Raw genomic sequence first — 22,399 nt, forward strand, 5'->3', positions numbered from 1 at the left:
CACTCGCGCAACACTCCCCTGACAAACCCGAAGCCCATACGACCGCCCTCTTGGGGAAGGATGGCGGGGTGATCCGATTCGAGCATGTGACCAAGCGCTACCCCGACGGGACGACAGCCGTCGAGGATCTGTCCTTCGAGGTGGCGGAGGGGGAGCTGGTCACGCTCGTGGGCCCGTCCGGCTGCGGCAAGACGACCACGATGAAGATGGTCAACCGCCTGATCGAGCCGACCTCCGGCCGCATCCTGCTCGGCGGCGAGGACATCGCCGCCGCCGACCCGGTGGAGCTGCGGCGCCGGATCGGGTACGTCATCCAGCAGGTCGGGCTGTTCCCGCACAAGACGGTGCTGGAGAACACGGCGACCGTGCCGCAGCTGATCGGCACCCCGAAGGCCAAGGCCCGCGCGCGGGCGGCCGAGCTGCTCGACCTGGTCGGCCTGGACCCGGCCGTGTACGGCGGCCGGTACCCTGAGCAGTTGTCGGGCGGGCAGCGCCAGCGCGTCGGCGTGGCCCGCGCGCTGGCGGCCGATCCGCCGGTGCTGCTGATGGACGAGCCGTTCGGCGCGGTGGACCCGGTGGTGCGCGAGCGGTTGCAGAACGAGTTCCTGACGCTCCAGAAGACGGTGCGCAAGACGATCCTGCTGGTCACGCACGACCTGGAGGAGGCCATCCGGCTCGGGGACCGGATAGCGGTCTACGGCACCGGCACCATCGAGCAGTTCGCCCGCCCGGCGGCGGTGCTCGGGGCCCCCGCCACCGACTACGTGGCCTCCTTCGTCGGCGCCGACCGGGGGCTCAAGCGGCTCGCCGTCACCGCCGTCGCGGAGGCCGACCTGACGGACGCGGACGCGAAGGCCCCGGCCCCGGCGGCCTCGGTCGAGCTCGGCGCGACCCTGCGCGAGGCCCTCGCGGCCCTGCTCCAGGAGGACTCGGGCCGGATCGGGGTCACCGACCCGGCCTCCGGCGCGCTGATCGGCGTACTGACCCCGGAGGGCGTCCACCGGGCGCTGCGCCGGGCCCAGCTCCAGGAGGTCTGAGCCGGGCGCGCGGGCCGGAGGCCGCAAACGGCGGGAGGGCCCGGCCTGAGCCGGGCCCTCCTCGCACACCTTCACGCGTCCTGACCGGTCCCCGCACCGGCTCCGCTGACCGGCTCCGGGTACCGGCTCGGCGCTCCGGCTCCCCGCCGGGCCCCCGCTCCGGTTCGGCGCTCCCGGCTCAGGCCTGGATGCGGCCGCTCATCCACGCCAGCATCGGCGGGATCTCGCGGCGCCACGTGTTGAAGTTGTGGCCGCCGCTGTCGAGGATGATCGAGGAGACGCGGTCCGGGGACTTCACCTTCTTGATGAACTTCCTGGTGTCGCCGAGGTTCGGCTCGCCCGTCTCGCTGCTGGTGACGAGGAAGGACGTGCCGCTCGGCGTCTTGGCGTCGATGCTGGCCAGGACGTCCGCGCGCTGCTTCAGCTTGGCGTCGCCGTGGAACAGGTCACCGGTCGTCGGGTCGTCGGGGGCCTCGTAGTAGGCGGACAGCCCCGCGGCGGCACCGAAGGTCTGCGGGTAGTGCGCGGCGATCTTCAGCGCGCAGTAGCCGCCCGTGGAGTTGCCGATGAAGCCCATGTTCTCGGGCTTCTTGCCGACCCGGAAGGTGTCGGTGATGGCCTGCGGGAGGTCCACGGCGAAGAAGGTCTCGGTCTGCGGCCCGCCGGGTATGTCGACGCACTCGGTGTCACGCGGCGGCGCGATGGTCGGCCGCATCATGACCAGGATCATCGGCTTCATCTTGCCCGCCTTGGACAGGCTGAAGGCCTTCATCGGGTAGTCGAGCCCCTTGATGAGGTTCTCGGCCGTGCCCGGATACCCCGTCAGGACGATGGACGCGGGGAAGTTCTGGTCCTTGTGCTGCGGTTGGAAGTACTCCGGCGGCAGCCACACGTAGCCCGGGCTCGTTATCTTCGACTTCTGCCCGGATATGGCAACCTTCAGGATCTGCCCGCCCACCTGGGGCTTGCCCCCGCCGGGCACGTCCAGCTTCTGCTTGTCGACGACCTTGATGTCCTTGCTGCTCATCGAGTGGTCGACGACCTTGCCGATCGACGTCTCCTGGCCGAACAGGTCGGCCCAGGTGCCGTAGAAGAGGAACGACTTGTTGGCCGCGAGACCCACTGCCGAGAACAGCGCGAGCTGGGTCGCCAGCAGCAGCCCGATCCGGCCGGCGTACGCGCGCCAGGTGCGGCCCGAGAGCTTCGGCCAGAACACGACGGTGGCCGCGAAGAGCAGCACACCGGCGAAGATGGCCAGCGCCAGGACCGTATAACTGGTGAGACCCATGAGCAGTCAGTCGACTTTCTGATGGCAGGACTGGAAATTTCCGACGGAAGAGTGAACCCGCTCCTCGTCGATGTCGTCCTAATGGACGCACCACACACCGGAGGCTGTCGCGGTCTTCGGCCACATGATCTCTCGCGGAGCAACGGGAAGCGATGTCTAGCAGGATAGATGGCGATAAGTCGGGACAGGTTCCGAGCGGGGTCCGCCGGATTCTCCGCGGACCACGGCCGGAGTCGGTGCCCGGCCTGGTAGGTACGGCCGTCATGATCGTCGGCCTTCTGGACATCGCGGCGGGGGTCTTCCCGCGCTTCCGGCACAGCCGGATCCACGCGGTGACCGAAGTGCTGCCCGGTTCCCTCGGCCCCTTCGCGGCGGCCCTGTCCATCAGCGCGGGCGTACTGCTCCTGCTGCTCGCGCACGGCCTCAAGCGGCACAAGCGACGCGCCTGGCGGGCCGCCGTCGTCCTGCTGCCCGCCGGCGCGGCGGCGCAGTTCACCTACCGCCACTCGGTGGCCGGCGTGATCATCTCGGCGGTGCTCCTCGCGCTGCTGCTGCGCCACCAGAGTGAATTCAAGGCGCTGCCCGACCCGCGCAGCCGCTGGAAGGCGCTCGCGAACTTCGTTCTGATGAGCGCCGGTTCCATCGGCCTGGGTCTGGTCATCGTCAACGTGCACCCGGGCAAGGTCGTCGGCAACCCGAGCCTGTACGAGCAGATCACCCACGTCGTCTACGGCCTCTTCGGCTACGAGGGCCCGGTCGACTACGCCGGACGGGTGTCCTGGACGGTCGGCTACTCCCTCGGTGCGCTCGGCATGCTCACCGCGCTCACCACGATCTACCTGGCCTTCCGCCCCGAGCACCCGGCCGCCCGGCTCACCGCCGACGACGAGGTCCAGCTGCGCGGGCTGCTCGCCAAGCACGGCGGCCGCGACTCCCTCGGCCACTTCGCGCTCCGCCGCGACAAGGCGGTGGTCTTCTCCCCGAGCGGCAAAGCCGCCGTCACCTACCGCGTCGTCTCCGGCGTGATGCTCGCCTCCGGCGACCCCATCGGCGATGTCGAGGCCTGGCCCGGCGCCATCGAGCGGTTCATGGAGGAGGCCAAGGCCCACTCCTGGACCCCGGCCGTCATGGGCTGCAGCGAGACCGGCGGCGAGGTCTGGACCCGCGAGACCGGTCTCGACGCGCTGGAGCTGGGTGACGAGGCGATTGTCGATGTCAAAGACTTCTCCCTCGCGGGCCGCGCCATGCGCAACGTCCGCCAGATGGTGAAGCGCATCGAGCGCAACGGCTACACCACCCAGGTCCGCCGGGTCAGCGAGCTGACCGAGACCGAGCTGGAGCAGGTGCGCGGCGCCGCCGAGGCGTGGCGGGGCACCGACACCGAGCGCGGCTTCTCCATGGCGCTGGGCCGGGTCGGCGACCCGGGCGACGGCGACTGCTACATCGCCACCGCCCATCGGGTGGAGGAGGGCGACACGAGCCCCTTCGGCGACCTGAAGGCCGTCCTGCACTTCGTCCCGTGGGGCGCCGACGGCATGTCGCTGGAGCTGATGCGCCGCGACCGCGCCGCCGACCCCGGCATGAACGAGCTGCTCATCGTGGCCTCCCTGGAGGCCGCTCCCGGCCTGAAGATCGAGAAGGTCTCGCTGAACTTCGCGATGTTCCGCTCGGCCCTCGCCCGCGGCGAGAAGATCGGCGCCGGCCCGGTGCTGCGGATGTGGCGCGGCCTGCTGGTCTTCCTGTCCCGCTGGTTCCAGATCGAGTCCCTGTACAAGTTCAACGCGAAGTTCCGCCCCCGCTGGGAGCCCCGCTTCGTTGTCTTCCGCACCACCCGTGACCTGCCCCGCATCGGCTTCGCCGCGATGCAGGCCGAGGGTTTCGTGACGCTGGCCCTGCCGCGGCTGTTCGCCAGCCGCCGGCGGCCCAAGCCGGTCCGCACCTGCGCCCACCACCACGTGGCGTCGGTCCCGAAGCAGACGGAGCGCTCGGCTCAGGCCGCGTAGGGCGTCCGGGCAGGGCCCCGGAGTGCGCGCCCTGCCGGGTCCGCGACTCCGGGGCCCTGCCGTATCCAGGTCAGCCCTACCCTTGGACCTATGAACACGAAGCGCGGATCCTCCGGCAGGGGCCGGGTCGCAGGTCTTCCCGAGTGGGACCGCTGCGGGGTCATGGGCGTCGTCAACGTCACCCCCGACTCGTTCTCCGACGGCGGCCGCTGGTTCGACACCACGGCGGCCGTCAAGCGTGGCCTCGACCTCGTCGTCCAGGGCGCCGACCTCGTCGACGTCGGCGGCGAGTCCACCCGGCCCGGTGCTCCCCGCGTCGACGAGGAGGAGGAGCTGCGCCGGGTCGTCCCCGTCGTGCGCGGCCTGGCCTCCGAAGGCGTGACCGTGTCCGTCGACACCATGCGCGCGAGCGTCGCCGCCCGCGCCGTCGCCGCCGGCGCGATGCTGGTCAACGACGTCAGCGGCGGGCTCGCCGACCCCGGGATGATCGGGGCGGTCGCGGCCGCCGAGGTCCCCTTCGTGGTGATGCACTGGCGCGGTTTCAGCGCCGGCATGAACAGCCTCGCCGTCTACGACGACGTCGTCGCCGAGGTCACCGCCGAGCTCCGCGACCGCCTCGACGCGGTCGTCGCCGGCGGCATCGCGCCCGAACGGCTCGTCGTCGACCCCGGCCTCGGCTTCGCGAAGAACGCCGACCACGACCTGGCCCTGGTGGCCCACCTGCCCGCCCTGCGCGCGCTCGGCTTCCCGCTCCTGGTGGCCGCCTCGCGGAAGCGTTTCCTCGGCCGCGTCCTGGCCGGCGCGGACGCCGCCCCGCCGCCCGCCCGCGAGCGGGACGCGGCCACCGCCGCCGTCTCCGCGATAGCCGCCCACCAGGGCGCGTGGGCCGTACGGGTCCACGAGGTACGGGCCACCGCGGACGCGGTTCGCGTGGCCCGCGCCGTGGAAGGGGCACTGTGACCACCGACCGAAGAGGAGCCCTGTGAGCAGAACCGACATCGAAGCGGTCGAAGAGGTCAACACGGCCTTCTACGAGGCCATGGAAGCGGGCGACTTCGACGCCCTGTCGGCGCTCTGGCTGGAGGACGAGATCTCCTGCGTGCACCCGGGCTGGCCGGTCCTCTCCGGCCGCGGCGAGGTGCTGCGCTCGTACGCGCTGATCATGTCCCACACGGACTACATCCAGTTCTTCCTCACCGACACCAAGGTGGCCGTCATCGACGACACCGCGCTGGTGACCTGTACGGAGAACATCCTCAGCGGCGGGCCCGCCGAGGACGGCGGGGAACTCGGTCCGCTGGTGGGCCAGCTGGTCGTCGCCACGAATGTGTTCCGACGCACACCCGGGGGCTGGCGGCTCTGGTCCCACCACGGTTCCCCCGTCCTCACGGAGTCCGACGAGGACGACGAGGACGACGCCTCCTGACCCCTCCGGCGGGGTCAGGGGTATTTCGCAGGTAAATTCGAAGCCGGACGACGCCGACCGCACTCGGCGTAGGCCCATGGCCCCGGGGAGTCCCGGGACCGGCAGCACCTACGAAAGCAGGAGTGATTCGCGTGGATCGTGTCTCGCTGCGCGGCCTCAAGGCTCGCGGGCACCACGGCGTCTTCCCCCGGGAACGCGAGGAGGGCCAGACCTTCATCGTCGATCTCGTGCTCCACATCGACACCCGCCCCGCGGCGGCCGACGACGACCTGGCCAAGACCGTGCACTACGGGGTGGTCGCGGAGGAAGTCGTCGACGTGGTCCAGGGAGAGCCGGTCGACCTGATCGAGACGCTCGCCGAGCGGATCGCCCAGCAATGTCTGAAGCACGAAGCGGTGGCACAGGTGGAGGTCGTCGTCCACAAGCCGGACGCGCCCATCACCGTCCCCTTCGACGACGTGACCATCACGATCACCCGGAGCCGCGCATGAACAACGGACTGAACGCACAGAGCGACCCCACGGTCCAGCCGGTACCGGCGTCCGTCGTGGAGACGGTCGACGCGGCCGACGTCACGCTGTCCAACCCCAAATGGGCCGTGATCGCGCTCGGCGCGAACCTCGGGAACCGGCTGGAGACCCTCCAGGGCGCCATCGACGCCCTCGGCGACACCCCGGGCCTGCGGGTCAAGGCGGTCTCCCCGGTCTACGAGACCGAGCCGTGGGGCGTGGACCCCGGCTCCCAGCCCGCGTACTTCAACGCGGTCGTCTCGGTGAAGACGACCCTGCCGCCGTCCTCGCTCCTGGAGCGCGGACAGGCCATCGAGGAAGCCTTCGACCGCGTCCGCGAGGAGCGCTGGGGCCCGCGCACCATCGACGTCGACATCGTCGCGTACGCCGAGGTGATCTCCGAGGACCCGGTCCTCACCCTCCCGCACCCGCGCGCCCACCAGCGCGCCTTCGTCCTGGCCCCCTGGCACGACATCGACCCGGAGGCCCGGATCCCGGGCCGCGGAGCCGTCTCCGCGCTCCTGGCCGGAATCGGCCTGACCGGCGTCACGCCGCGCGCCGACCTGGAACTCCGCCTCCCCGAGTAGTCGTTACCCTGTGGGCTGCTGACGGATCGGCGCGGGAAGCGGGGAACGGGCAAGTGAAGCAACTGAGGCCGGCGGTACTGGCGGGCATCTTCGCGGTCGCAGCCGTCCTGTCCTGGGCGGGCGCCCGCCTGTGGAACGCGTACGGCACCCTGCCCGGCGTCCCGCTCGCCGCCCCGGTCGTGCTGGCGGTCATCGCCGTGGTCCTGCTGGCCACCGCGCTGTCGCTGCGCGCCCGGCTGAAGGCCCAGCGCGAGCGGCGGCCCGGTGCCAAGGGCGTGGAACCGCTGATGGCGGCCCGCGCGGTGGTCTTCGGCCAGGCCAGCGCGCTGGTCGCGGCCCTCGTGGCGGGAATGTACGGCGGCGTGGGCGTCTTCCTGCTCACCGAGGCCATGGACGTCCCCGCCCGCCGCGACCAGGCCTGGTACGCCGCTTTCTCGGTCCTGGCGGGCGCCGCGGTCATCGCGGCGGCCCTCTTCCTGGAACACGTCCTCAAGCTCCCCGAGGACGACGACGAGTCCCCCGAGGCCCCGGCCCCCGCCTGACGGCATCACGCCACGGTCCCCCTCCGCGCGTTCGCGGAGGGGGACCGTGGCGCATGTACGGCGCGCCCGCGGGCGGGCACCGGCCGGCGGGGCTCAGCGGGCGATGATCAGGCTCATGGCCTCGCTGCGCGTCGCCGGGGCGCGGAGCTGGCCGCGGACCGCCGACGTGATGGTCTTGGCTCCCGGCTTGCGGATCCCCCGGACCGACATGCACATGTGCTCGGCCTCGACGACGACGATGGCTCCGCGGGCGTCCAGGATCTCCATCAGGGAGTCGGCTATCTGAGTGGTGAGACGTTCCTGCACCTGCGGGCGGCGGGCGAAGACGTCCACGAGGCGGGCCAGCTTCGACAGGCCGGTGATCTTCCCGTTCTCCGCCGGTATGTAGCCCACGTGGGCGACGCCGTGGAACGGCAGCAGGTGGTGCTCGCACAGGCTCACGATCTCGATGTCCTTCACCAGGACCAGCTCGTCGTGACCCAGGTCGAAGACCGTCGTCAGCACGTCCTCGGGGTTCTGCCGCAGACCGGCCAGGATCTCCCGGTAGGCCCGCGCCACGCGCGCCGGGGTCTCCCGCAGGCCCTCTCGGTCCGGGTCCTCGCCGACCGCGATCAGGAGCTCCCGTACGGCGGACTCGGCACGCTTCTCGTCGAACTCTCCGATCGTGCCCTCGCCGCCGGTCAGGGTCACTGGGTCGGTCATCTCATCCTCGTTCCTGTGTGCCACGCGAACGGGCACGTGAAAGTGCCGCGCCCCCCAGGCTAGAACCTGGGGGGCGCGGCTTCCATTCCGGTCGGATCAGGCCTCGGGGGTGTCCTCGGGGGCCACCTCGATGCCCTTCTCCGTCGAGACCGGCGCGGCGGCGGACGCCGACGTGCCGTTCGCCGAGTTCGTCAGCTGGAGCTCCTTGGGAGAGAGCACCGGCGGACGGGTGGAGGGGGTACGGCGGGAGGAGCCGGTCCACGCGGGGCGGGCCGGACGCTTCACGATCGTCGAGAAGACCTCGGCGATCTGCTCCTTGTTCAGCGTCTCCTTCTCCAGCAGCGCGAGAACCAGGTTGTCGAGGACGTCACGGTTCTCGACGAGGATCTCCCACGCCTCGTTGTGCGCGGTCTCGATGAGCTTCTTGACCTCTTCGTCGACCAGCGCCGCGACCTCTTCCGAGTAGTCCCTCGGGTGCGCCATCTCGCGCCCCAGGAACGGCTCGGTGTTGTCGCCGCCGAACTTGATCGCACCGAGACGCTCGGTCATGCCGTACTGCGTGACCATGGCCCGCGCCGTGGCGGTGGCCTTCTCGATGTCGTTCGCCGCGCCCGTCGTCGGGTCGTGGAAGACCAGCTCCTCGGCCGCGCGCCCGCCCAGCATGTACGCCAGCTGGTCGAGCATCTCGTTGCGCGTGGTCGAGTACTTGTCCTCGTCGGGCAGGACCATGGTGTAACCCAGGGCCCGTCCGCGGGACAGGATCGTGATCTTGTGGACCGGGTCGGAGTTCGGGGAGGCCGCCGCGACCAGGGCGTGTCCGCCCTCGTGGTACGCGGTGATCTTCTTTTCCCGCTCCGACATGATCCGGGTCCGCTTCTGCGGGCCCGCCACGACACGGTCGATCGCCTCGTCCAGCGAGTGGTTGTCGACCAGCTTCTTGTTCGAACGGGCGGTCAGCAGGGCCGCCTCGTTCAGGACGTTGGCAAGATCGGCACCGGTGAAGCCGGGCGTGCGCCGGGCAACCGCGCCCAGGTCGACGTCCGGGGCGACCGGCTTGCCCTTCTGGTGGACCTTGAGGATCTCCAGACGGCCCTGCATGTCGGGACGGTCGACCGCGATCTGCCGGTCGAAACGGCCCGGGCGCAGCAGCGCCGGGTCGAGGATGTCCGGACGGTTCGTGGCGGCGATCAGGATGACGCCGCCCTTCACGTCGAAGCCGTCCATCTCGACCAGCAGCTGGTTGAGGGTCTGCTCGCGCTCGTCGTGGCCGCCGCCGAGACCCGCACCGCGGTGCCGGCCGACGGCGTCGATCTCGTCGACGAAGACGATCGCCGGGGCGTTGGCCTTGGCCTGCTCGAACAGGTCACGGACACGCGAGGCACCGACACCGACGAACATCTCGACGAAGTCGGACCCGGAGATCGAGTAGAAGGGGACACCGGCCTCGCCCGCGACGGCGCGCGCGAGCAGGGTCTTTCCGGTGCCGGGCGGGCCGTACAGCAGCACGCCCTTGGGAATCTTGGCGCCGACGGCCTGGAACTTCGCCGGCTCCTGGAGGAACTCCTTGATCTCGTGGAGTTCCTCGACGGCCTCGTCCGAACCCGCGACATCGGCGAACGTCGTCTTCGGGGTGTCCTTGGTGATGAGCTTGGCCTTGGACTTCCCGAAGTTCATGACCCGGGAGCCGCCGCCCTGCATCTGGTTCATCAGGAACAGGAAGACAACGACGATGAGGACGAAAGGCAGGAGCGAGAGCAGCACGCTCAGGAACGGGCTGGTCTTGTCCGGAGAGACGGAGTAGCCCTTGGGAATCTGACCGGCTTCGTACTTGCTCTGGAGGCTCTGGGCGAGCTGGACGCCCTGATCCCCGATGTAGTTGGCCTGGAACTTGGTGCCGTCGCGCTTGTCGAGCTTCTGATCGCTCTTCAGATCGATCTTGATCATCTGGCTGTCGCCGGTGGTCAGGCGTGCCTGCTCCACCTGGCCACTGTTGATCGCCTTGATGACCTCGCTGGTGTCCACCGACTTGTAGCCGCCGCCGGAGCCGACGACATTCATCAACACGACCACGGCGAGGACGGCCAGCACGATCCACATGACCGGCCCACGGAAGTATCGCTTCACGTCCATCCATACGGGGCGCCAGGCACCCCGTCCCTCCTGCCCGTAGGTAAATGCTGCTGTGAGTAAAGACTGTTCTTCGGAATGTACCCCTGTATTGTCACCCGCGGCCTCGTGGGACGGCTGACAGACCCGCTTCCCCTGCTCCAACGCCGGGAAGCGCCCCCAGGTTCCCCTCGCTCGGCGAGGGGGTGGTCCCGGGGGCCGGGAGGGTGATCAGCCGCCGTACACGTGAGGCGCGAGCGTGCCGACGAACGGCAGGTTGCGGTACTTCTCCGCGTAGTCGAGGCCGTAGCCCACGACGAACTCGTTCGGGATGTCGAAACCGACCCACTTCACGTCGATGGCGACCTTGGCGGCGTCGGGCTTGCGCAGCAGCGTGACGACCTCGAGGGAGGCCGGCTCGCGGGAGCCCAGGTTCGACAGCAGCCAGGACAGCGTCAGACCGGAGTCGATGATGTCCTCGACGATCAGGACGTGCTTGCCCTTGATGTCGGTGTCCAGGTCCTTGAGGATCCGGACCACACCCGAGGACTGGGTCCCGGCGCCGTACGAGGAAACCGCCATCCAGTCCATCGTGAGCGGGGTGGACAAGGCGCGCGCCAGGTCCGCCATCACCATCACGGCGCCCTTGAGCACACCGACGATGAGCAGGTCCTTGCCCGCGTACTCCGCATCGATCTTCGCGGCCAGCTCGGCCAGCTTCGCGTCGATCTCTTCCTTGGTGATGAGCACCGACTGGAGGTCGTTGCCCATGTCCTTCTCGTCCACCCGCATCACTTTCGTTGTCGGCCGGGGCTCCGGGGGCGACCCCGGAGGACTCAGCCGTGTTTCGAGCGCCAATCAGCCCTGCCGAATGACAAGTCTGCCACCCTGCCGCTGGGCCTCGACCCGGCCGGGCAGGTTGATGGCGCCCTGGCCGCGCCATCCGGTGATGAGGCGGTCGACTTCTTCGATGTGACGGGCGAAGAGCGACCCCGCGGGAGAACCGGCGGCGACCACGGCCCTGCGCAGCACCCGGCGCCGGACGGCCGGGGGCAGGGCGTACAGCTTGGCGCACTCCAGACGGCCGTCGTCGTCCCGTACGCCGGTCTCCGCGGAGGCGGCCCAGGAGTCCAGGGCGTCGGCGTCGTCGCGGGACAGCTGGGCGGTACGGGCCAGCGCCTCGACGACGCCCTTGCCCAGCGCCTTCTCCAGGGCGGGCAGTCCCTCGTGGCGCAGGCGGGAGCGGGTGTAGGCGGGGTCGATGTTGTGCGGGTCGTCCCAGACGGGGAGGGACTGGACCATGCAGGCCTTGCGGGCGGTCTGCCGGTCGACCTGGAGGAAGGGGCGGCGGTAGCGGTTGGTGCGGCCGGGTCCGCCGGACTTCTCGGCCATGCCGGAGAGGGACCGGATGCCGGAGCCGCGGGCGAGGCCCAGCAAAACGGTTTCGGCCTGGTCGTCGCGCGTGTGGCCCAGCAGTACGGCGGCGGCGCCCAGCCGGTCCGCGGCCTCGTCGAGGGCTCCGTAGCGGGCGTCGCGGGCCGCGGCCTCGGGACCGCCGTCACGCCCGACGCGCACGGCGACGGACTCCACCGGGTCGAGGCGGAGCGCGGTCATGCGGGTGACGACCTCGGCGGCGCGCAGGTCGGAGCCGGCCTGGAGGCCGTGGTCGACGGTGATACCGCCGGCCCGGATGCCGAGTTTGGGCGCCTCGAAGGCCAGGGCGGAGGCGAGGGCCATCGAGTCGGCGCCCCCGGAGCAGGCGACGAGGACGAGCGGCGGGCCGCCGGCCGGCGTGCGCGGGTCGGCGCAGGGCGCGGCCCCGGACCGGGTCTGGGGGAGTTCGGTGAGATCGGTGAGGACGTCGTGGAGTACGCGGCGGACCGCCAGGCGTATCGCCGCGACCGCAGGATGGGGACCCATGTCCGGTGCCCTTCGGTGGAGTTCGGATGCCTCGGGGGCTCCCCCGGCTGTCGCCGGAAGGGCCCCGGGGAACGGGGTGCTCAGGAGTGGTGCCCGGATTTCCCCGGCGAGCGGGGATGTCACTCAGAGTGCGTCGATGGTGACAGAGCCGAGCCGTTCCCCGAGCATCGCACGCCCTTTCACGGCCTACGGTCCCTCGGACGGGTGACGCTGCTTCCCCCAGTGAGACATGTTTACGCCCCCCGCGTCACCCGCGTTCGCTCTCTTCACTCCCCTTGCGGTGTACACGGGCCACCCAGTCCGCGGGCCGGGCGATCTCGGCCTTGGTCGGCAGTGTGTTCGGAGAGGTCCACACCCGGTTGAACCCGTCCATGCCGACCTGGCCGACGACGGAGCGCACGAAACGCTCGCCGTCGCGGTACTGGCGCAGCTTCGCGTCGAGGCCGAGGAGCTTGCGCAGCGCGGCGTCGAGTCGGCCGGCCCCACTGGCCCTGCGCTGCTGGAACTTCTCCCGGATCTCGGCGACGGAGGGCACCACCTGGGGGCCGACCCCGTCCATGACGAAGTCGGCGTGGCCCTCCAGGAGGGACATGACGGCGGTGAGCCGGCCCAGCACCTCGCGCTGCTCGGGGGTCTGCACGAGCTCGACGAAGGAGCGGCCCTCCTCCCCCCGCTCGGCGTCGGGGCGGGCCCCGGCGAAGGACTGGGCGGCTTCGCGGATGCGCTCCAAGACCGTCGACGGGTCCATTTCGGTGGCTCCCAGGAACGTCTGGATTTCGCCCTCGAGGTGGTCCCGGAGCCACGGGACGGCCGTGAACTGCGTACGGTGGGTCTCCTCGTGCAGGCAGACCCACAGCCGGAAGTCGTGCGGGTTCACCTCCAGTTCGCGCTCCACGTGCACGATGTTCGGCGCGACGAGCAGCAGCCGCCCGCCGCCCGCGGCGGAGCCCGGCAGGTCGCGGGAGGGCGGCGCGAAGGTCTCGTACTGGCCCAGCACGCGGGAGGCCAGGAAGCTCAGCAGCATGCCGAGCTCGACGCCGGTGACCTTGCCGCCGACCGCGCCGAGGACGGCGCCGCCGGGGGTGGCGGCGCGGCGGTCCTGCATCTTGCCCAGGAGGGGCCGCAGGAGCTCGCGGAAGCCGGCCACGTTGGCCTTGACCCATCCGGCGCGGTCGACGACCAGCACGGGCGTGTCGGGGAGGACGAGGCCCTCGGGCATCATCCGGGTGAACTCGCGCACGTGCCGTTCCGAGGTCCTGGCGTGCCCGCGCAGCTCCGCGACGACGGCCCGCGCCTCGTCCCGGCCGACCTCCGGGCCGGGTCGCACCAGCCGGGTCGCGGTCGCCACCGCGAGGTTCCAGTCGACCATCTCCACACCACTGATGCTCGTCATGCGTCAACCGTACGTGGACCGGCCCCTCCGCGGACCCCCTACGACGCGGCGGCCACCGCCGCGGCCAGCTTGTCCAGGGCCTTCTCCGCGCCCTCGGGGGCGGGGCTGTTCGCGGTGAGGAAGGCGAAGGCGAGGAGCCTGCCGGAGGAGTCGACGACGGTTCCGGCGAGGGAGTTCACCCCGGTCAGGGTGCCCGTCTTGGCCCGGAGCAGGCCCGCGGCCGGGGAGGAGCCGGCGTTGCGGGCGCGCAGCGTGCCGGTGAACCCGGCGACGGGCAGCCCGGTCAGGACGGGCCGCAGCTCCGGCCGCCCCGGGTCGGCGGCCTTGGCCAGCAGCCCGGTCAGCAGGCCGGCGCTGACCTTGTCGGCGCGGGCCAGGCCGCTGCCGTCGGCGAAGCGGGAGCCGGCGGTGTCGACGCCGAGGGAGGCGAGCCGTGCGGCGACGGCCTTCTCGGCGCCCTCGAAGCCGGCGGGCTGCCCCGAGGCGAGGGCGGTCTGCCGGGCGAGGGCCTCGGCGATGTCGTTGTCGCTGTTGGTCAGCATCCGCTCGACGAGCCCGGCCAGCGGGGTGGAGAGGGTGGCGGCCAGCGGCGGGGCGTCCGCGGGGGCCTTGGCGCGGGCGGGTTCGCCGGTGACCGTGATGCCGCGCTCGGCCAGCAGGGCGGCGAAGGCGCGGGCGGCGTCCTTCGACGGGTCCTCGGACCGTTCCACGGGCCCGGAGGCGGACTCGTCGGGGCGGCCCTCGTCGGCCGTCAGGGCGGTCACGAGCGCGAGGTTGGGGTTGACGCCGATCGGGTGGCGGGCGGGGCCGGTGTAGAGGGAGTCGTCGTACCCGAGGCTCACGGAGGCGGTTCCGGCGGCCTTCAGGGCCTGGGCCGTGTCGGCGGCGAGGGCGACGAGGCTGCCGCCGGAGCCGGCGGGCGCCTTCTTGCGGGCGGTGAGCGAGGGGTCGCCGCCGCCCACCAGGACGATCTGCCCGGAGGCGGCGCCCCGCACGACGGACGTACGGATCCGGTGCTCGGGCCCGAGCGCGGACAGCGCCGCCACAGCGGTGGCGATCTTGACGGTGGAGGCGGGGGTCATCGCGTCCCGCGCCCCGGACTCATAGAGCACCTGCCCGGTGGCGGTGTCCACGACGGAGGCGGTGCGGACGGTGCCGAGCGCGCGGTCGGCGAGCAGCGGGCCGAGCGCGGCGCCGAGCCCCTCGGGGGCGGCCGCGGCCTGCCCGCGCACGGCGCCCGGACCGACGGCTCCGAGCACTCCCGGGGCACTGGGCGCGGGCCGCGGCAGCGGCCCGGCACCGTGATCTGCGCCACCCGTGCGGCCCCAGGAGGTGACCCTGTCCCGCTCGGCCTTACGCTGGCCGGAGTCCCAAGGACCGGCGGCGGACACCGTCGCCACCGACAGGGCCAGGCCAACGGCGGCCGACCCCGCGATGAGCTGCCACGTCTTGAGCAATGGCACCTCGGACCAGCCCCTTTCGCGATCACACATATGCGTGAGGGACACTTAACCACTGCGCATTGCCGCGAGCATGGCAGCCCACCCGGCAGGGCTGGGCCGACGCGCGCGCGGTCGAGGCAATGCAGTCCCGAAGCAATGAAGCTGATCATGGAGGAGCAGGACGTGGAGTTCGACGTCACCATCGAGATCCCCAAGGGTTCGCGGAACAAGTACGAGGTGGACCACGAGACCGGCCGGATCCGTCTGGACCGACGCCTCTTCACCTCGACCAGCTACCCGGCCGACTACGGCTTCGTCGAGAACACCCTCGGCGAGGACGGCGACCCGCTGGACGCGCTGGTCATCCTCGACGAGCCGACCTTCCCGGGCTGCCTGATCAAGTGCCGCGCGATCGGCATGTTCCGCATGACGGACGAGGCGGGCGGCGACGACAAGCTGCTGTGCGTGCCGGCCTCCGACCCGCGTGTCGAGCACCTGCGCGACATCCACCACGTGTCCGAGTTCGACCGCCTGGAGATCCAGCACTTCTTCGAGGTCTACAAGGACCTGGAGCCGGGCAAGTCGGTCGAGGGCGCGAACTGGGTCGGCCGCACCGAGGCCGAGGCCGAGATCGAGAACTCGTACAAGCGCCTCGAGGCGCAGGGCGGCCACCACTAGGTTCCGCCGGTGAGCGGGTCCGAGGGGCGCGGTGCCCCCGGCCTTCGCACGCGACAGCGGGCGGCACCCCCGTCGGGGGTGCCGCCCGCTGTGCGTTGCCGGTGCGGGCCGCCCCCTTTCGCCGGGGACGAATCGATTCCGCATACTGAAGGCGCGGATGATCACGGGGATGATCGCGGACAGGAGGACGTGTGGCGGAGGCCGACGGGGCAGAGGACAGGAAGCCCCAGTCCGACGAGGCGCGCAGCGCCTTCACCACGCCGCACGGGATGGCGCCCGAGGCGCCGGAGGAGGACCAGCCGACCTCCGAGTTCTCGGTGCCCGACGGCTTCGCGACCCTCCCGGTGGAACCCGAGGGATCCGCGTTCGCCCACCCCGCCACGTACAGCGCCCACCACTCCCCGCCCGCCCACACCCCCGGCCAGGGGTTCCCCGTGACCCGGATGAAGGAGTCCCCCTGGCAGGACCGGATGCGCACCATGCTGCGCATGCCGGTCGACGTCCGCCCCGTCCCGGACCGCGTGTACAAGCAGGCCGAGGACACCGGCCCCGCCGTGGGCCGCGTACTCGACCTGACCCTGCGCATCGGCGAGCTGCTGCTCGCGGGCGGGGAGGCCGCCGAGGACGTCGAGGCGGCCATGTTCGCGGTGGCCCGCTCGTACGGGCTGGACCGCTGCGAGCCCACCGTCACCTTCACCATGCTGTCGATCACCCACCAGCCCTCGCTGGTGGACGACCCGGTGTCGGCGAACCGCACCGTGCGCCGGCGCGGCACCGACTACAACCGCCTCGCGGCCGTCTTCCGGCTGGTGGACGACATCAGCACCCATGACGACGTCTCGCTGGAGGAGGCCTACCGGCGCCTCGCCGAGATCCGCCGCAACCGGCACCCGTACCCCGGCTGGATGCTCACGACGGCCGCCGGGCTGCTCGCCGGGGCGGCCTCCACGCTCGTCGGCGGCGGGGTCCTGGTGTTCTTCGCGGCCGCGATCGGCGCGGTCCTCGGCGACCGGCTGGCATGGCTCTGCGCCGGCCGGGGACTGCCCGAGTTCTACCAGTTCGTCGTCGCCGCGATGCCGCCCGCCGCCATAGGCGTGGCACTGAACATGACCGGGATCGACGTCAAGGCGTCCGCCGTGATCACCGGCGGGCTGTTCGCGCTGCTGCCCGGGCGGGCCCTGGTCGCGGCCGTGCAGGACGGCCTGACCGGCTACTACATCACCGCGTCCGCCCGGCTGCTGGAGGTCATGTACCTCTTCATCGGCATCATCCTGGGCGTGCTGGTCGTGCTCTACGTGGGGTTGCAGTTCGACGCCTCGCCCCGGCCGGAGGAGGTGCTCCAGATCCAGCAGCGGCCGCTGATCCAGATCGCCGCCTCGATGGTGCTGGTGTTCACCTTCGCGATCCTGCTCCAGCAGGAGCGCTCCACCGTGTGGATCGTGACGCTGAACGGCGGGATCGCCTGGTCGACGTACGGGGCGCTGCACTACGCGGGAGGCCTGGAGCCGGTGCCGTCCACGGCCATCGCGGCCGGCCTGGTCGGCCTGTTCGGGCAGCTCTTCTCCCGCTACCGCTTCGCGTCCGCCCTGCCGTACGTGACCGCGGCCATCGGCCCGCTGCTGCCCGGCTCGGCGACGTACTACGGGCTGCTGCTGATCGCCGAGAACGAGCTGAGCCAGGGGCTCGGCTCGCTGACCAACGCCGCGGCCATCGCGCTGGCCATCGCGATCGGGGTCAACCTCGGCTCCGAGGCCTCGCGGATGTTCATGCGGATCCCGGGGGCCGCGAGCGCCGCCAAGCGCCGCGCGGCGAAGCGCACCCGCGGCTTCTAGCCCGCGCCGCTTCCCGCCCGCGTACCGCGCGGCCCGCCTACCGCGCCCCGGTACCGCATACGCCCTCCGTACGGGCCCTCTCGGCGCACACGTACGCCCCGGGGCCCTGTGCGGGCCTCCGGGGCGTGCGGGGCGCTACCGGGGTGCGGGCTGCTGCGGCGCCGCGGGCGGGCTAGCGCTTGGCGTGGCGGCCGCGCTGGCCCGGGGCCTGCGGACCCTCGTTCCCGACGGCCGGGGCCTCGACGGCCTTCGCCTTGCCCTCCTTGCGGGCCTTCAGCACCTCGAAGACCACCGGGATCACCGAGATGAGGACGATGCCCACCAGGATCGGCTCGACGTTGGTCTTGATGAACTCGATCTGGCCGAGCCAGTACCCGGCGAGGGTGACGCCCGCGCCCCAGCCGATGCCGCCGATGATGTTGTACGTCAGGAAGGTGCGGTACCTCATCGAGCCGGCGCCGGCGACCATCGGGGCGAACGTGCGGATGATCGGCACGAAGCGGGCGAGCACGATGGCCTTCGGGCCGTGCCGGTCCATGAACTCGTGGGCCTTGTCGAGGTTCTCCCGCTTGAACAGCTTGGAGTTGGGCCGGTTGAAGAGCTTCGGCCCGAAGAACTTGCCGATCATGTAGCCGACCTGGTCGCCGATGATCGCGGCGGCCACGATCAGCGTGCAGACCAGCCACAGCGGCTGCTTGATGTACTGGCCGTCCGCGACGAGGAGACCCGCGGTGAACAGCAGCGAGTCGCCGGGCAGGAACGCGAAGAGTCCCGACTCCGCGAAGACGATGACCAGGATGCCGATCAGACCGAAGTGCGAGATCAGATAGTCCGGGGACAGCCACTCAGGGCCGAGCGCAATCGTGTACACGGTTTCCGGACTCTCCTGGATCGGGGGGGGTGCCGGCGGAGGCAGGCAGGCGGGCGGGCGGGTGCGGGCAGTCTCAATTATCAACGCACACGACCCCCGCCCGGTTCCAGGGACCGGCGGGGGTCGAATCCGTGACCTTCCGTCTACACGGCGGGCTTCAGCACGGCCGTGCGGCTACACGTTGCGGATCGCGTTGGCCGTGATCGCGTCCCGCACGAACACCGCCAGGCCGGGCCGCAGGGCGTCGTAATAGGCCGTGAAGCGCTCGTCCGCGACGTACATCTCGCCGAGGCAGCTGTGCATCTCGTACGAGCAGGCGTAGTGGTTCCCGCTGATCCAGCCGCGGTGCTCCTCGGCCAGGTCCATGGCGGCCTCGGATTCGGCGGAGGCGCCCGAGTCCATCAGCGCGGCGAGACGCCGGTTGAGGTCGTCGGCCTGGTCCTGGATCCGCCGCCAGTCGTCCTTCGTGTACGTCGCGGCCCGCCGCTGCGACTCGGCGTAGGCGTCGGTGCCGCCCCAGCGCCGCTCCACCTCCTCCGTGTGATCGTCGGGGTCGAAGTCCCCGAAGACCTCGAACTTCTCCTCGGGCGTGAGGTTGATGCCCATCTTCTGCGCCTCCATGGCGTTCTCAACGGCCGTGGCCATCTGCTGGAGCCGGGCGATCCGGTCGGACAACAGGGCGTGCTGCCGGCGCAGATGCTCCCGCGGATCCGATTCCGGGTCGTCCAGCAGGACCGCGACCTCGTCGAGGGGGAAGCCGAGCTCCCGGTAGAACAGGACGCGCTGCAGCCGGTCGAGGTCGGCGTCGTCGTACCGCCGGTGCCCCGCGTGGCTGCGGCCGCTCGGGGAGAGCAGCCCGATCTCGTCGTAGTGGTGCAGGGTGCGCACCGTCACTCCGGCGAATCCGGCGACCTGGCCCACGGAGTAGCCCATCTCTTCCGCTCCTCTCGGTTGGGTACGCCCTTCACTGTGGCTCCTCACGCCGCGTGAGGTGCAAGTCCGCCCCGCCGGGAATCCGGGGGCCGGTCAGCGGCTGAGGCCCCGGAAGCGGCCCGCGGCCAGGGGGAAGAAGACCGCCAGCAGCAGGAGCGGCCAGCCGACGGCCAGCAGGCCGGCGTGGTCAAAGGCCCACGAGGAGGAGGCCGCCGCGGGGTTGCCGAACAGGTCGCGGACCGCGGTGGCCGTCGCCGACATCGGGTTCCACTCGACCACCGCCCCCAGCCATCCGGGCATCGACGCCGGGCTGGCGAAGGCGTTGGACAGGAAGCCCACCGGCCAGACCAGGATCTGCACGGCCTGCACCAGCTCCGGCCGGCCCGCGACCATGCCCAGGTAGATCCCGATCCACAGCATCGCGAAGCGCAGCAGCAGGAGCAGCGCGAAGGCCGTCAGCGCGGCGCCCGCCGAGCCGTGCCAGCGCCAGCCGAGCAGCAGGCCGACCCCGGCCAGGACGGCGAGGCCCACCGCCGACTGGAGCATGTCGGCCGCGCTGCGGCCGACCAGTACCGCCGAGGAGGACATCGGCATGGCGCGGAAGCGGTCGATGACCCCCTTGCCGAGGTCCTGGGTGACGGCCGTCATGGTGCTCTCCAGGCCGAAGGCCATGGTCAGCACCAGCATGCCGGGGACCAGGAACTCGACGTACTCGCCGTCGACGCCGCGCCCGCCGCCCACCAGGAAGCCGAACATCAGCAGCATCATCACCGGGAAGACCAGCCCGACGACCACCTGGACCGGCTGCCGCGCCCAGTGCGCCAGTTCGCGCCGGGTCATCGTCCAGGAGTCCGAGACCACCCATGCGGCGGCGCTCACGCGGACACCTCCGTACGGTCGGCGCGGCCGGCCCGGGCCGCCCCGCCGGATCCGCCGGGCCCGCCGGGCCCGTGCGGCCCGTCCGGCCCGTCCGTCAGGTGCAGGAACACCTCGTCGAGCGTGGGCCGGCGGACCGCGAGGTCCGCGGCCTCGATGCCCGCCCCCTCCAGCGCCCGCAAGGTCAGGGCCAGCCCCTCCATCCGGTCCCGGACCGGGAAGCCGAGCGTCGGCGGGTCCGTGGTCACCACCGGGTCGGGGAGCAGCGCGGCCGCCTCCGCCAGCCGGTCCGGATCCCGCAGGACGACGACGATCCGGTCCGCCCCGACCAGGGACTTCAGCTCGTCCGCCGTGCCCTCGGCCGCGACCCGGCCGCCGTCGACCAGGGCGATCCGGTCGGCCAGCTGGTCGGCCTCCTCGAGGTACTGGGTGGTGAGCAGGACGGTCGTACCACCGCCGACGAGGGAGCGGACCGCGCCCCACACCTCGGCGCGGCCGCGCGGGTCGAGTCCGGTGGTCGGCTCGTCGAGGAACAGCACCTCCGGGTCGGTGATGAGCGACGCGGCGAGGTCGAGGCGGCGGCGCATGCCGCCGCTGTACTGCTTCACCGGCTTGCGGCCGGTGTCGGCGAGGCCGAAGCGGTCCAGCAGCTCGTCCGCCCGCTGCCCGGCCCGCCGGGCGCCCAGGTGGTAGAGGCGGCCGAACATCTCCAGGTTCTGCCGGCCGTCGAGTTCCTCGTCGAGCGCCGCGTGCTGCCCGAGGAGCCCGATCCGGGAGCGGACGGCCGCCGCGTCGGTCCGGGCGTCGTGGCCCGCGACCCGGACGGTTCCGGCGTCGGGGCGCAGCAGGGTGCTCATGACGCGTACGGCCGTGGTCTTGCCGGCCCCGTTGGGGCCGAGCACCGCCTGGACGGTGCCGGACGGGACCTCCAGGTCGAGCCCGGCGAGGGCGGGCTTGTTCCCGTACCTCTTGTGAACGCCTTCGACGAAGATCGTCAAAGCGACTCCCTTGCTAGTCAAACTTGAGTAGCGAGCTGCGCCAAGGTACTGCCCTGGGAGGGGCTAGTCAAACTTGATTACACCGCTTACGCGTAGGGGTTCTCCTGGCCGTCGGCCAGGACCCCCACGAACGGCTCGCCGCCCTCGCCCGCGAAGGAGTACGCGCCCCCCTCGATCCGGGCGATCAGCCCCCGGGTCCACTCCGCCTCGGCGTCGGCGGAGTACACCCAGCGGTGCATGATCTCGCCGATGTGCCCCAGGGCCTGCGGACCGGTCTCCGGGGTGTAGTAGTCCGTCACCGACGAGCGCCACCGCGCCAGCTTCCCCAGCCGCTCCCGGAGCAGCTCCAGGACCTCGGCCCGGGGAAGGTCGACCATGAAGCCGATCGCCGACGACAGGAGGTCCGCCTTCTGGTCGTAGGCGGCGAGGGCCTCCCGCAGCAGCTTGAAGTACTCCTCGCGGCCCGCCGCCGTGACCTCGTACTCGGTGCGCGGCGGGCCCCCCGCGGCGCTCGGCGCCACCTCGTGCGCGAGCAGGACGCCCTGCTTCGCCATCTGCTTGAGCGCGTGGTAGATCGATCCGGGCTTGGTGTTGGACCACTCGTGCGCGCCCCAGTACTCCAGGTCGCCCCGCACCTGGTACCCGTGCGCCCGCCCGTGCTGGCGGACGGCACCGAGGACGAGAAGCCGGATCGCAGACATGGGGCCAGGCTACTCACCCCATCGCGCGGGTCCCGTCGAGGGATTCGCGGATGATGTCCGCGTGGCCCGCGTGCCGGGCGAACTCCTCCATCAGGTGCAGGAGCAGCCACCGCATCGAGACCTTGGTGTCCGCGGGGAACCAGGGCGCCGGCGGCAGCGGGAAGCTGTCGTCGAGGCTGGGGACGGCGGCGATGAAGGCCGCCGTCTCCCGCGCGACCCCGTCCCAGTAGGCCAGGACGGACGGGACGCTCTCCCCCTCGACCAGGCGGAAGGCCTCGTTCCAGTCCGCCTCGGAACGCACGGTCTCATCGGGCCTGCCCTGCGCCATCCGCAGCCAGCCCAGCTCGCACTCCGCTGCGTGCTTGAGCAGCCCGGACAGCGAGAGCTCGCTGACGCTGGGGCGGCTTGCCGCCTGCTCCTCGCTCAGACCCTCCGCCGCCTCGCGCAGGGCGGCGCGCTGGGCCTCGACGAAGGCGAGGAGCGTGCCGCGCTCGTCACCGGGGACCTCTGTGGAAACCTGAGCCATGGCCGACGCCTTCTCTCCGTGGGGTTCTC

The 22,399-nt window shown here is 71.5% G+C and carries 21 protein-coding genes and 1 pseudogene; 9 read left to right on the plus strand and 13 right to left on the minus strand.

Annotated elements, in window-relative coordinates; genetic code table 11:
- The first annotated feature begins 68 nt into the window (after positions 1–68).
- On the plus strand, positions 69–1,037 hold the full coding sequence (locus OTB16_RS25165; protein WP_267723071.1) for an ABC transporter ATP-binding protein: 969 nt from the start codon (positions 69–71) through the stop codon (positions 1,035–1,037).
- Between the two features lie 178 nt (positions 1,038–1,215).
- Here OTB16_RS25165 and OTB16_RS25170 read toward each other — a convergent pair whose 3' ends face one another.
- Positions 1,216–2,325, minus strand: coding sequence for an alpha/beta hydrolase (locus OTB16_RS25170; protein ID WP_267723072.1), 1,110 nt, complete (start codon positions 2,323–2,325; stop codon positions 1,216–1,218).
- A 152-nt stretch (positions 2,326–2,477) separates the two neighbouring features.
- On the opposite strand from OTB16_RS25170, the gene OTB16_RS25175 reads away from it, so the two are divergent.
- The 6 genes from OTB16_RS25175 to OTB16_RS25200 all read left to right on the plus strand — a co-directional run bounded on the left by OTB16_RS25175 (position 2,478) and on the right by OTB16_RS25200 (position 7,392).
- A complete protein-coding gene (locus tag OTB16_RS25175) occupies positions 2,478–4,328 on the plus strand; it encodes a phosphatidylglycerol lysyltransferase domain-containing protein (RefSeq protein ID WP_267723073.1) in 1,851 nt (616 codons plus the stop codon).
- Between the two features lie 90 nt (positions 4,329–4,418).
- Complete coding sequence (folP, locus tag OTB16_RS25180) at positions 4,419–5,288, plus strand: dihydropteroate synthase (protein WP_267723074.1); 870 nt, start codon at positions 4,419–4,421, stop codon at positions 5,286–5,288.
- 22 nt (positions 5,289–5,310) lie between these two features.
- A complete protein-coding gene (locus OTB16_RS25185) occupies positions 5,311–5,754 on the plus strand; it encodes a nuclear transport factor 2 family protein (protein WP_267723075.1) in 444 nt (147 codons plus the stop codon).
- A gap of 131 nt (positions 5,755–5,885) precedes the next feature.
- The gene (gene folB / locus OTB16_RS25190; protein ID WP_267723076.1) at positions 5,886–6,245 is read left to right on the plus strand and encodes a dihydroneopterin aldolase; all 360 of its coding nucleotides are present in this window, start codon (positions 5,886–5,888) and stop codon (positions 6,243–6,245) included.
- A complete protein-coding gene (folK, locus tag OTB16_RS25195; RefSeq protein ID WP_267723077.1) occupies positions 6,242–6,850 on the plus strand; it encodes a 2-amino-4-hydroxy-6-hydroxymethyldihydropteridine diphosphokinase in 609 nt (202 codons plus the stop codon). The genes folB and folK overlap by 4 nt, the downstream gene beginning before the upstream one ends.
- Positions 6,851–6,903: 53 nt before the next feature.
- A complete protein-coding gene (locus OTB16_RS25200; RefSeq protein WP_267723078.1) occupies positions 6,904–7,392 on the plus strand; it encodes a DUF3180 domain-containing protein in 489 nt (162 codons plus the stop codon).
- Positions 7,393–7,485: 93 nt separating this feature from the next.
- Here OTB16_RS25200 and folE read toward each other — a convergent pair whose 3' ends face one another.
- The 6 genes from folE to dacB form a co-directional block, all read right to left on the minus strand.
- Positions 7,486–8,094: a GTP cyclohydrolase I FolE gene (gene folE, locus OTB16_RS25205; RefSeq protein ID WP_267723079.1), complete on the minus strand. Its 609-nt coding sequence runs from the start codon at positions 8,092–8,094 to the stop codon at positions 7,486–7,488.
- 96 nt (positions 8,095–8,190) lie between these two features.
- Positions 8,191–10,224, minus strand: a complete 2,034-nt coding sequence (gene ftsH, locus OTB16_RS25210; RefSeq protein ID WP_267723080.1) for an ATP-dependent zinc metalloprotease FtsH — start codon at positions 10,222–10,224, stop codon at positions 8,191–8,193.
- A gap of 207 nt (positions 10,225–10,431) precedes the next feature.
- Positions 10,432–10,992: a hypoxanthine phosphoribosyltransferase gene (gene hpt / locus OTB16_RS25215; RefSeq protein WP_267723081.1), complete on the minus strand. Its 561-nt coding sequence runs from the start codon at positions 10,990–10,992 to the stop codon at positions 10,432–10,434.
- Positions 10,993–11,058: 66 nt separating this feature from the next.
- The gene (gene tilS / locus OTB16_RS25220; protein ID WP_267723082.1) at positions 11,059–12,120 is read right to left on the minus strand and encodes a tRNA lysidine(34) synthetase TilS; all 1,062 of its coding nucleotides are present in this window, start codon (positions 12,118–12,120) and stop codon (positions 11,059–11,061) included.
- Between the two features lie 247 nt (positions 12,121–12,367).
- The gene (locus tag OTB16_RS25225) at positions 12,368–13,513 is read right to left on the minus strand and encodes a zinc-dependent metalloprotease (RefSeq protein WP_267723083.1); all 1,146 of its coding nucleotides are present in this window, start codon (positions 13,511–13,513) and stop codon (positions 12,368–12,370) included.
- 38 nt (positions 13,514–13,551) lie between these two features.
- The gene (gene dacB, locus OTB16_RS25230; protein ID WP_420717795.1) at positions 13,552–14,976 is read right to left on the minus strand and encodes a D-alanyl-D-alanine carboxypeptidase/D-alanyl-D-alanine endopeptidase; all 1,425 of its coding nucleotides are present in this window, start codon (positions 14,974–14,976) and stop codon (positions 13,552–13,554) included.
- A gap of 162 nt (positions 14,977–15,138) precedes the next feature.
- On the opposite strand from dacB, the gene OTB16_RS25235 reads away from it, so the two are divergent.
- Together OTB16_RS25235 and OTB16_RS25240 are read left to right on the plus strand one after the other, a co-directional pair.
- Positions 15,139–15,633, plus strand: a complete 495-nt coding sequence (locus tag OTB16_RS25235) for an inorganic diphosphatase (protein ID WP_267723126.1) — start codon at positions 15,139–15,141, stop codon at positions 15,631–15,633.
- Between the two features lie 191 nt (positions 15,634–15,824).
- A complete protein-coding gene (locus OTB16_RS25240; RefSeq protein WP_267723085.1) occupies positions 15,825–17,465 on the plus strand; it encodes a threonine/serine exporter family protein in 1,641 nt (546 codons plus the stop codon).
- Between the two features lie 202 nt (positions 17,466–17,667).
- On the opposite strand, the pseudogene OTB16_RS25245 reads toward OTB16_RS25240, so the two are convergent.
- The 6 genes and pseudogenes from OTB16_RS25245 to OTB16_RS25270 all read right to left on the minus strand — a co-directional run.
- Positions 17,668–18,336: pseudogene (locus OTB16_RS25245) on the minus strand (VTT domain-containing protein); the annotation flags it as partial.
- Positions 18,337–18,510: 174 nt separating this feature from the next.
- Positions 18,511–19,269, minus strand: coding sequence for a MerR family transcriptional regulator (locus OTB16_RS25250; RefSeq protein WP_267723087.1), 759 nt, complete (start codon positions 19,267–19,269; stop codon positions 18,511–18,513).
- 93 nt (positions 19,270–19,362) lie between these two features.
- Positions 19,363–20,109 carry an ABC transporter permease gene (locus OTB16_RS25255; protein ID WP_267723127.1) on the minus strand — a complete coding sequence of 249 codons (747 nt, stop codon included), beginning with the start codon at positions 20,107–20,109 and terminating at the stop codon, positions 19,363–19,365.
- Positions 20,110–20,144: 35 nt separating this feature from the next.
- Positions 20,145–21,143 (minus strand): ATP-binding cassette domain-containing protein, encoded by a 999-nt coding sequence (locus OTB16_RS25260; protein WP_267723089.1) that lies wholly within the window; start codon positions 21,141–21,143, stop codon positions 20,145–20,147.
- A gap of 86 nt (positions 21,144–21,229) precedes the next feature.
- Positions 21,230–21,844, minus strand: coding sequence for a PadR family transcriptional regulator (locus tag OTB16_RS25265; RefSeq protein ID WP_267723091.1), 615 nt, complete (start codon positions 21,842–21,844; stop codon positions 21,230–21,232).
- A 13-nt stretch (positions 21,845–21,857) separates the two neighbouring features.
- A complete protein-coding gene (locus OTB16_RS25270; RefSeq protein ID WP_267723092.1) occupies positions 21,858–22,370 on the minus strand; it encodes a DinB family protein in 513 nt (170 codons plus the stop codon).
- Positions 22,371–22,399 lie beyond the last annotated feature (29 nt).

Origin of the sequence: Streptomyces antarcticus, assembly GCF_026627255.1 — a bacterium.
Taxonomy (GTDB): domain Bacteria; phylum Actinomycetota; class Actinomycetes; order Streptomycetales; family Streptomycetaceae; genus Streptomyces; species Streptomyces antarcticus.

Excerpts from the sequence above, each read along its gene's own strand:
- OTB16_RS25225 (WP_267723083.1), bottom strand. The coding sequence starts at position 13,513 with ATGACGAGCATCAGTGGTGTGGAGATGGTCGACTGGAACCTCGCGGTG.
- OTB16_RS25250 (WP_267723087.1), bottom strand. The coding sequence starts at position 19,269 with ATGGGCTACTCCGTGGGCCAGGTCGCCGGATTCGCCGGAGTGACGGTG.
- hpt (WP_267723081.1), bottom strand. The coding sequence starts at position 10,992 with ATGCGGGTGGACGAGAAGGACATGGGCAACGACCTCCAGTCGGTGCTC.
- folP (WP_267723074.1), top strand. The coding sequence starts at position 4,419 with ATGAACACGAAGCGCGGATCCTCCGGCAGGGGCCGGGTCGCAGGTCTT.
- OTB16_RS25265 (WP_267723091.1), bottom strand. The coding sequence starts at position 21,844 with ATGTCTGCGATCCGGCTTCTCGTCCTCGGTGCCGTCCGCCAGCACGGG.
- OTB16_RS25270 (WP_267723092.1), bottom strand. The coding sequence starts at position 22,370 with ATGGCTCAGGTTTCCACAGAGGTCCCCGGTGACGAGCGCGGCACGCTC.
- OTB16_RS25170 (WP_267723072.1), bottom strand. The coding sequence starts at position 2,325 with ATGGGTCTCACCAGTTATACGGTCCTGGCGCTGGCCATCTTCGCCGGT.
- folK (WP_267723077.1), top strand. The coding sequence starts at position 6,242 with ATGAACAACGGACTGAACGCACAGAGCGACCCCACGGTCCAGCCGGTA.
- tilS (WP_267723082.1), bottom strand. The coding sequence starts at position 12,120 with ATGGGTCCCCATCCTGCGGTCGCGGCGATACGCCTGGCGGTCCGCCGC.
- OTB16_RS25175 (WP_267723073.1), top strand. The coding sequence starts at position 2,478 with ATGTCTAGCAGGATAGATGGCGATAAGTCGGGACAGGTTCCGAGCGGG.
- folE (WP_267723079.1), bottom strand. The coding sequence starts at position 8,094 with ATGACCGACCCAGTGACCCTGACCGGCGGCGAGGGCACGATCGGAGAG.
- OTB16_RS25255 (WP_267723127.1), bottom strand. The coding sequence starts at position 20,109 with ATGACCCGGCGCGAACTGGCGCACTGGGCGCGGCAGCCGGTCCAGGTG.
- ftsH (WP_267723080.1), bottom strand. The coding sequence starts at position 10,224 with ATGGACGTGAAGCGATACTTCCGTGGGCCGGTCATGTGGATCGTGCTG.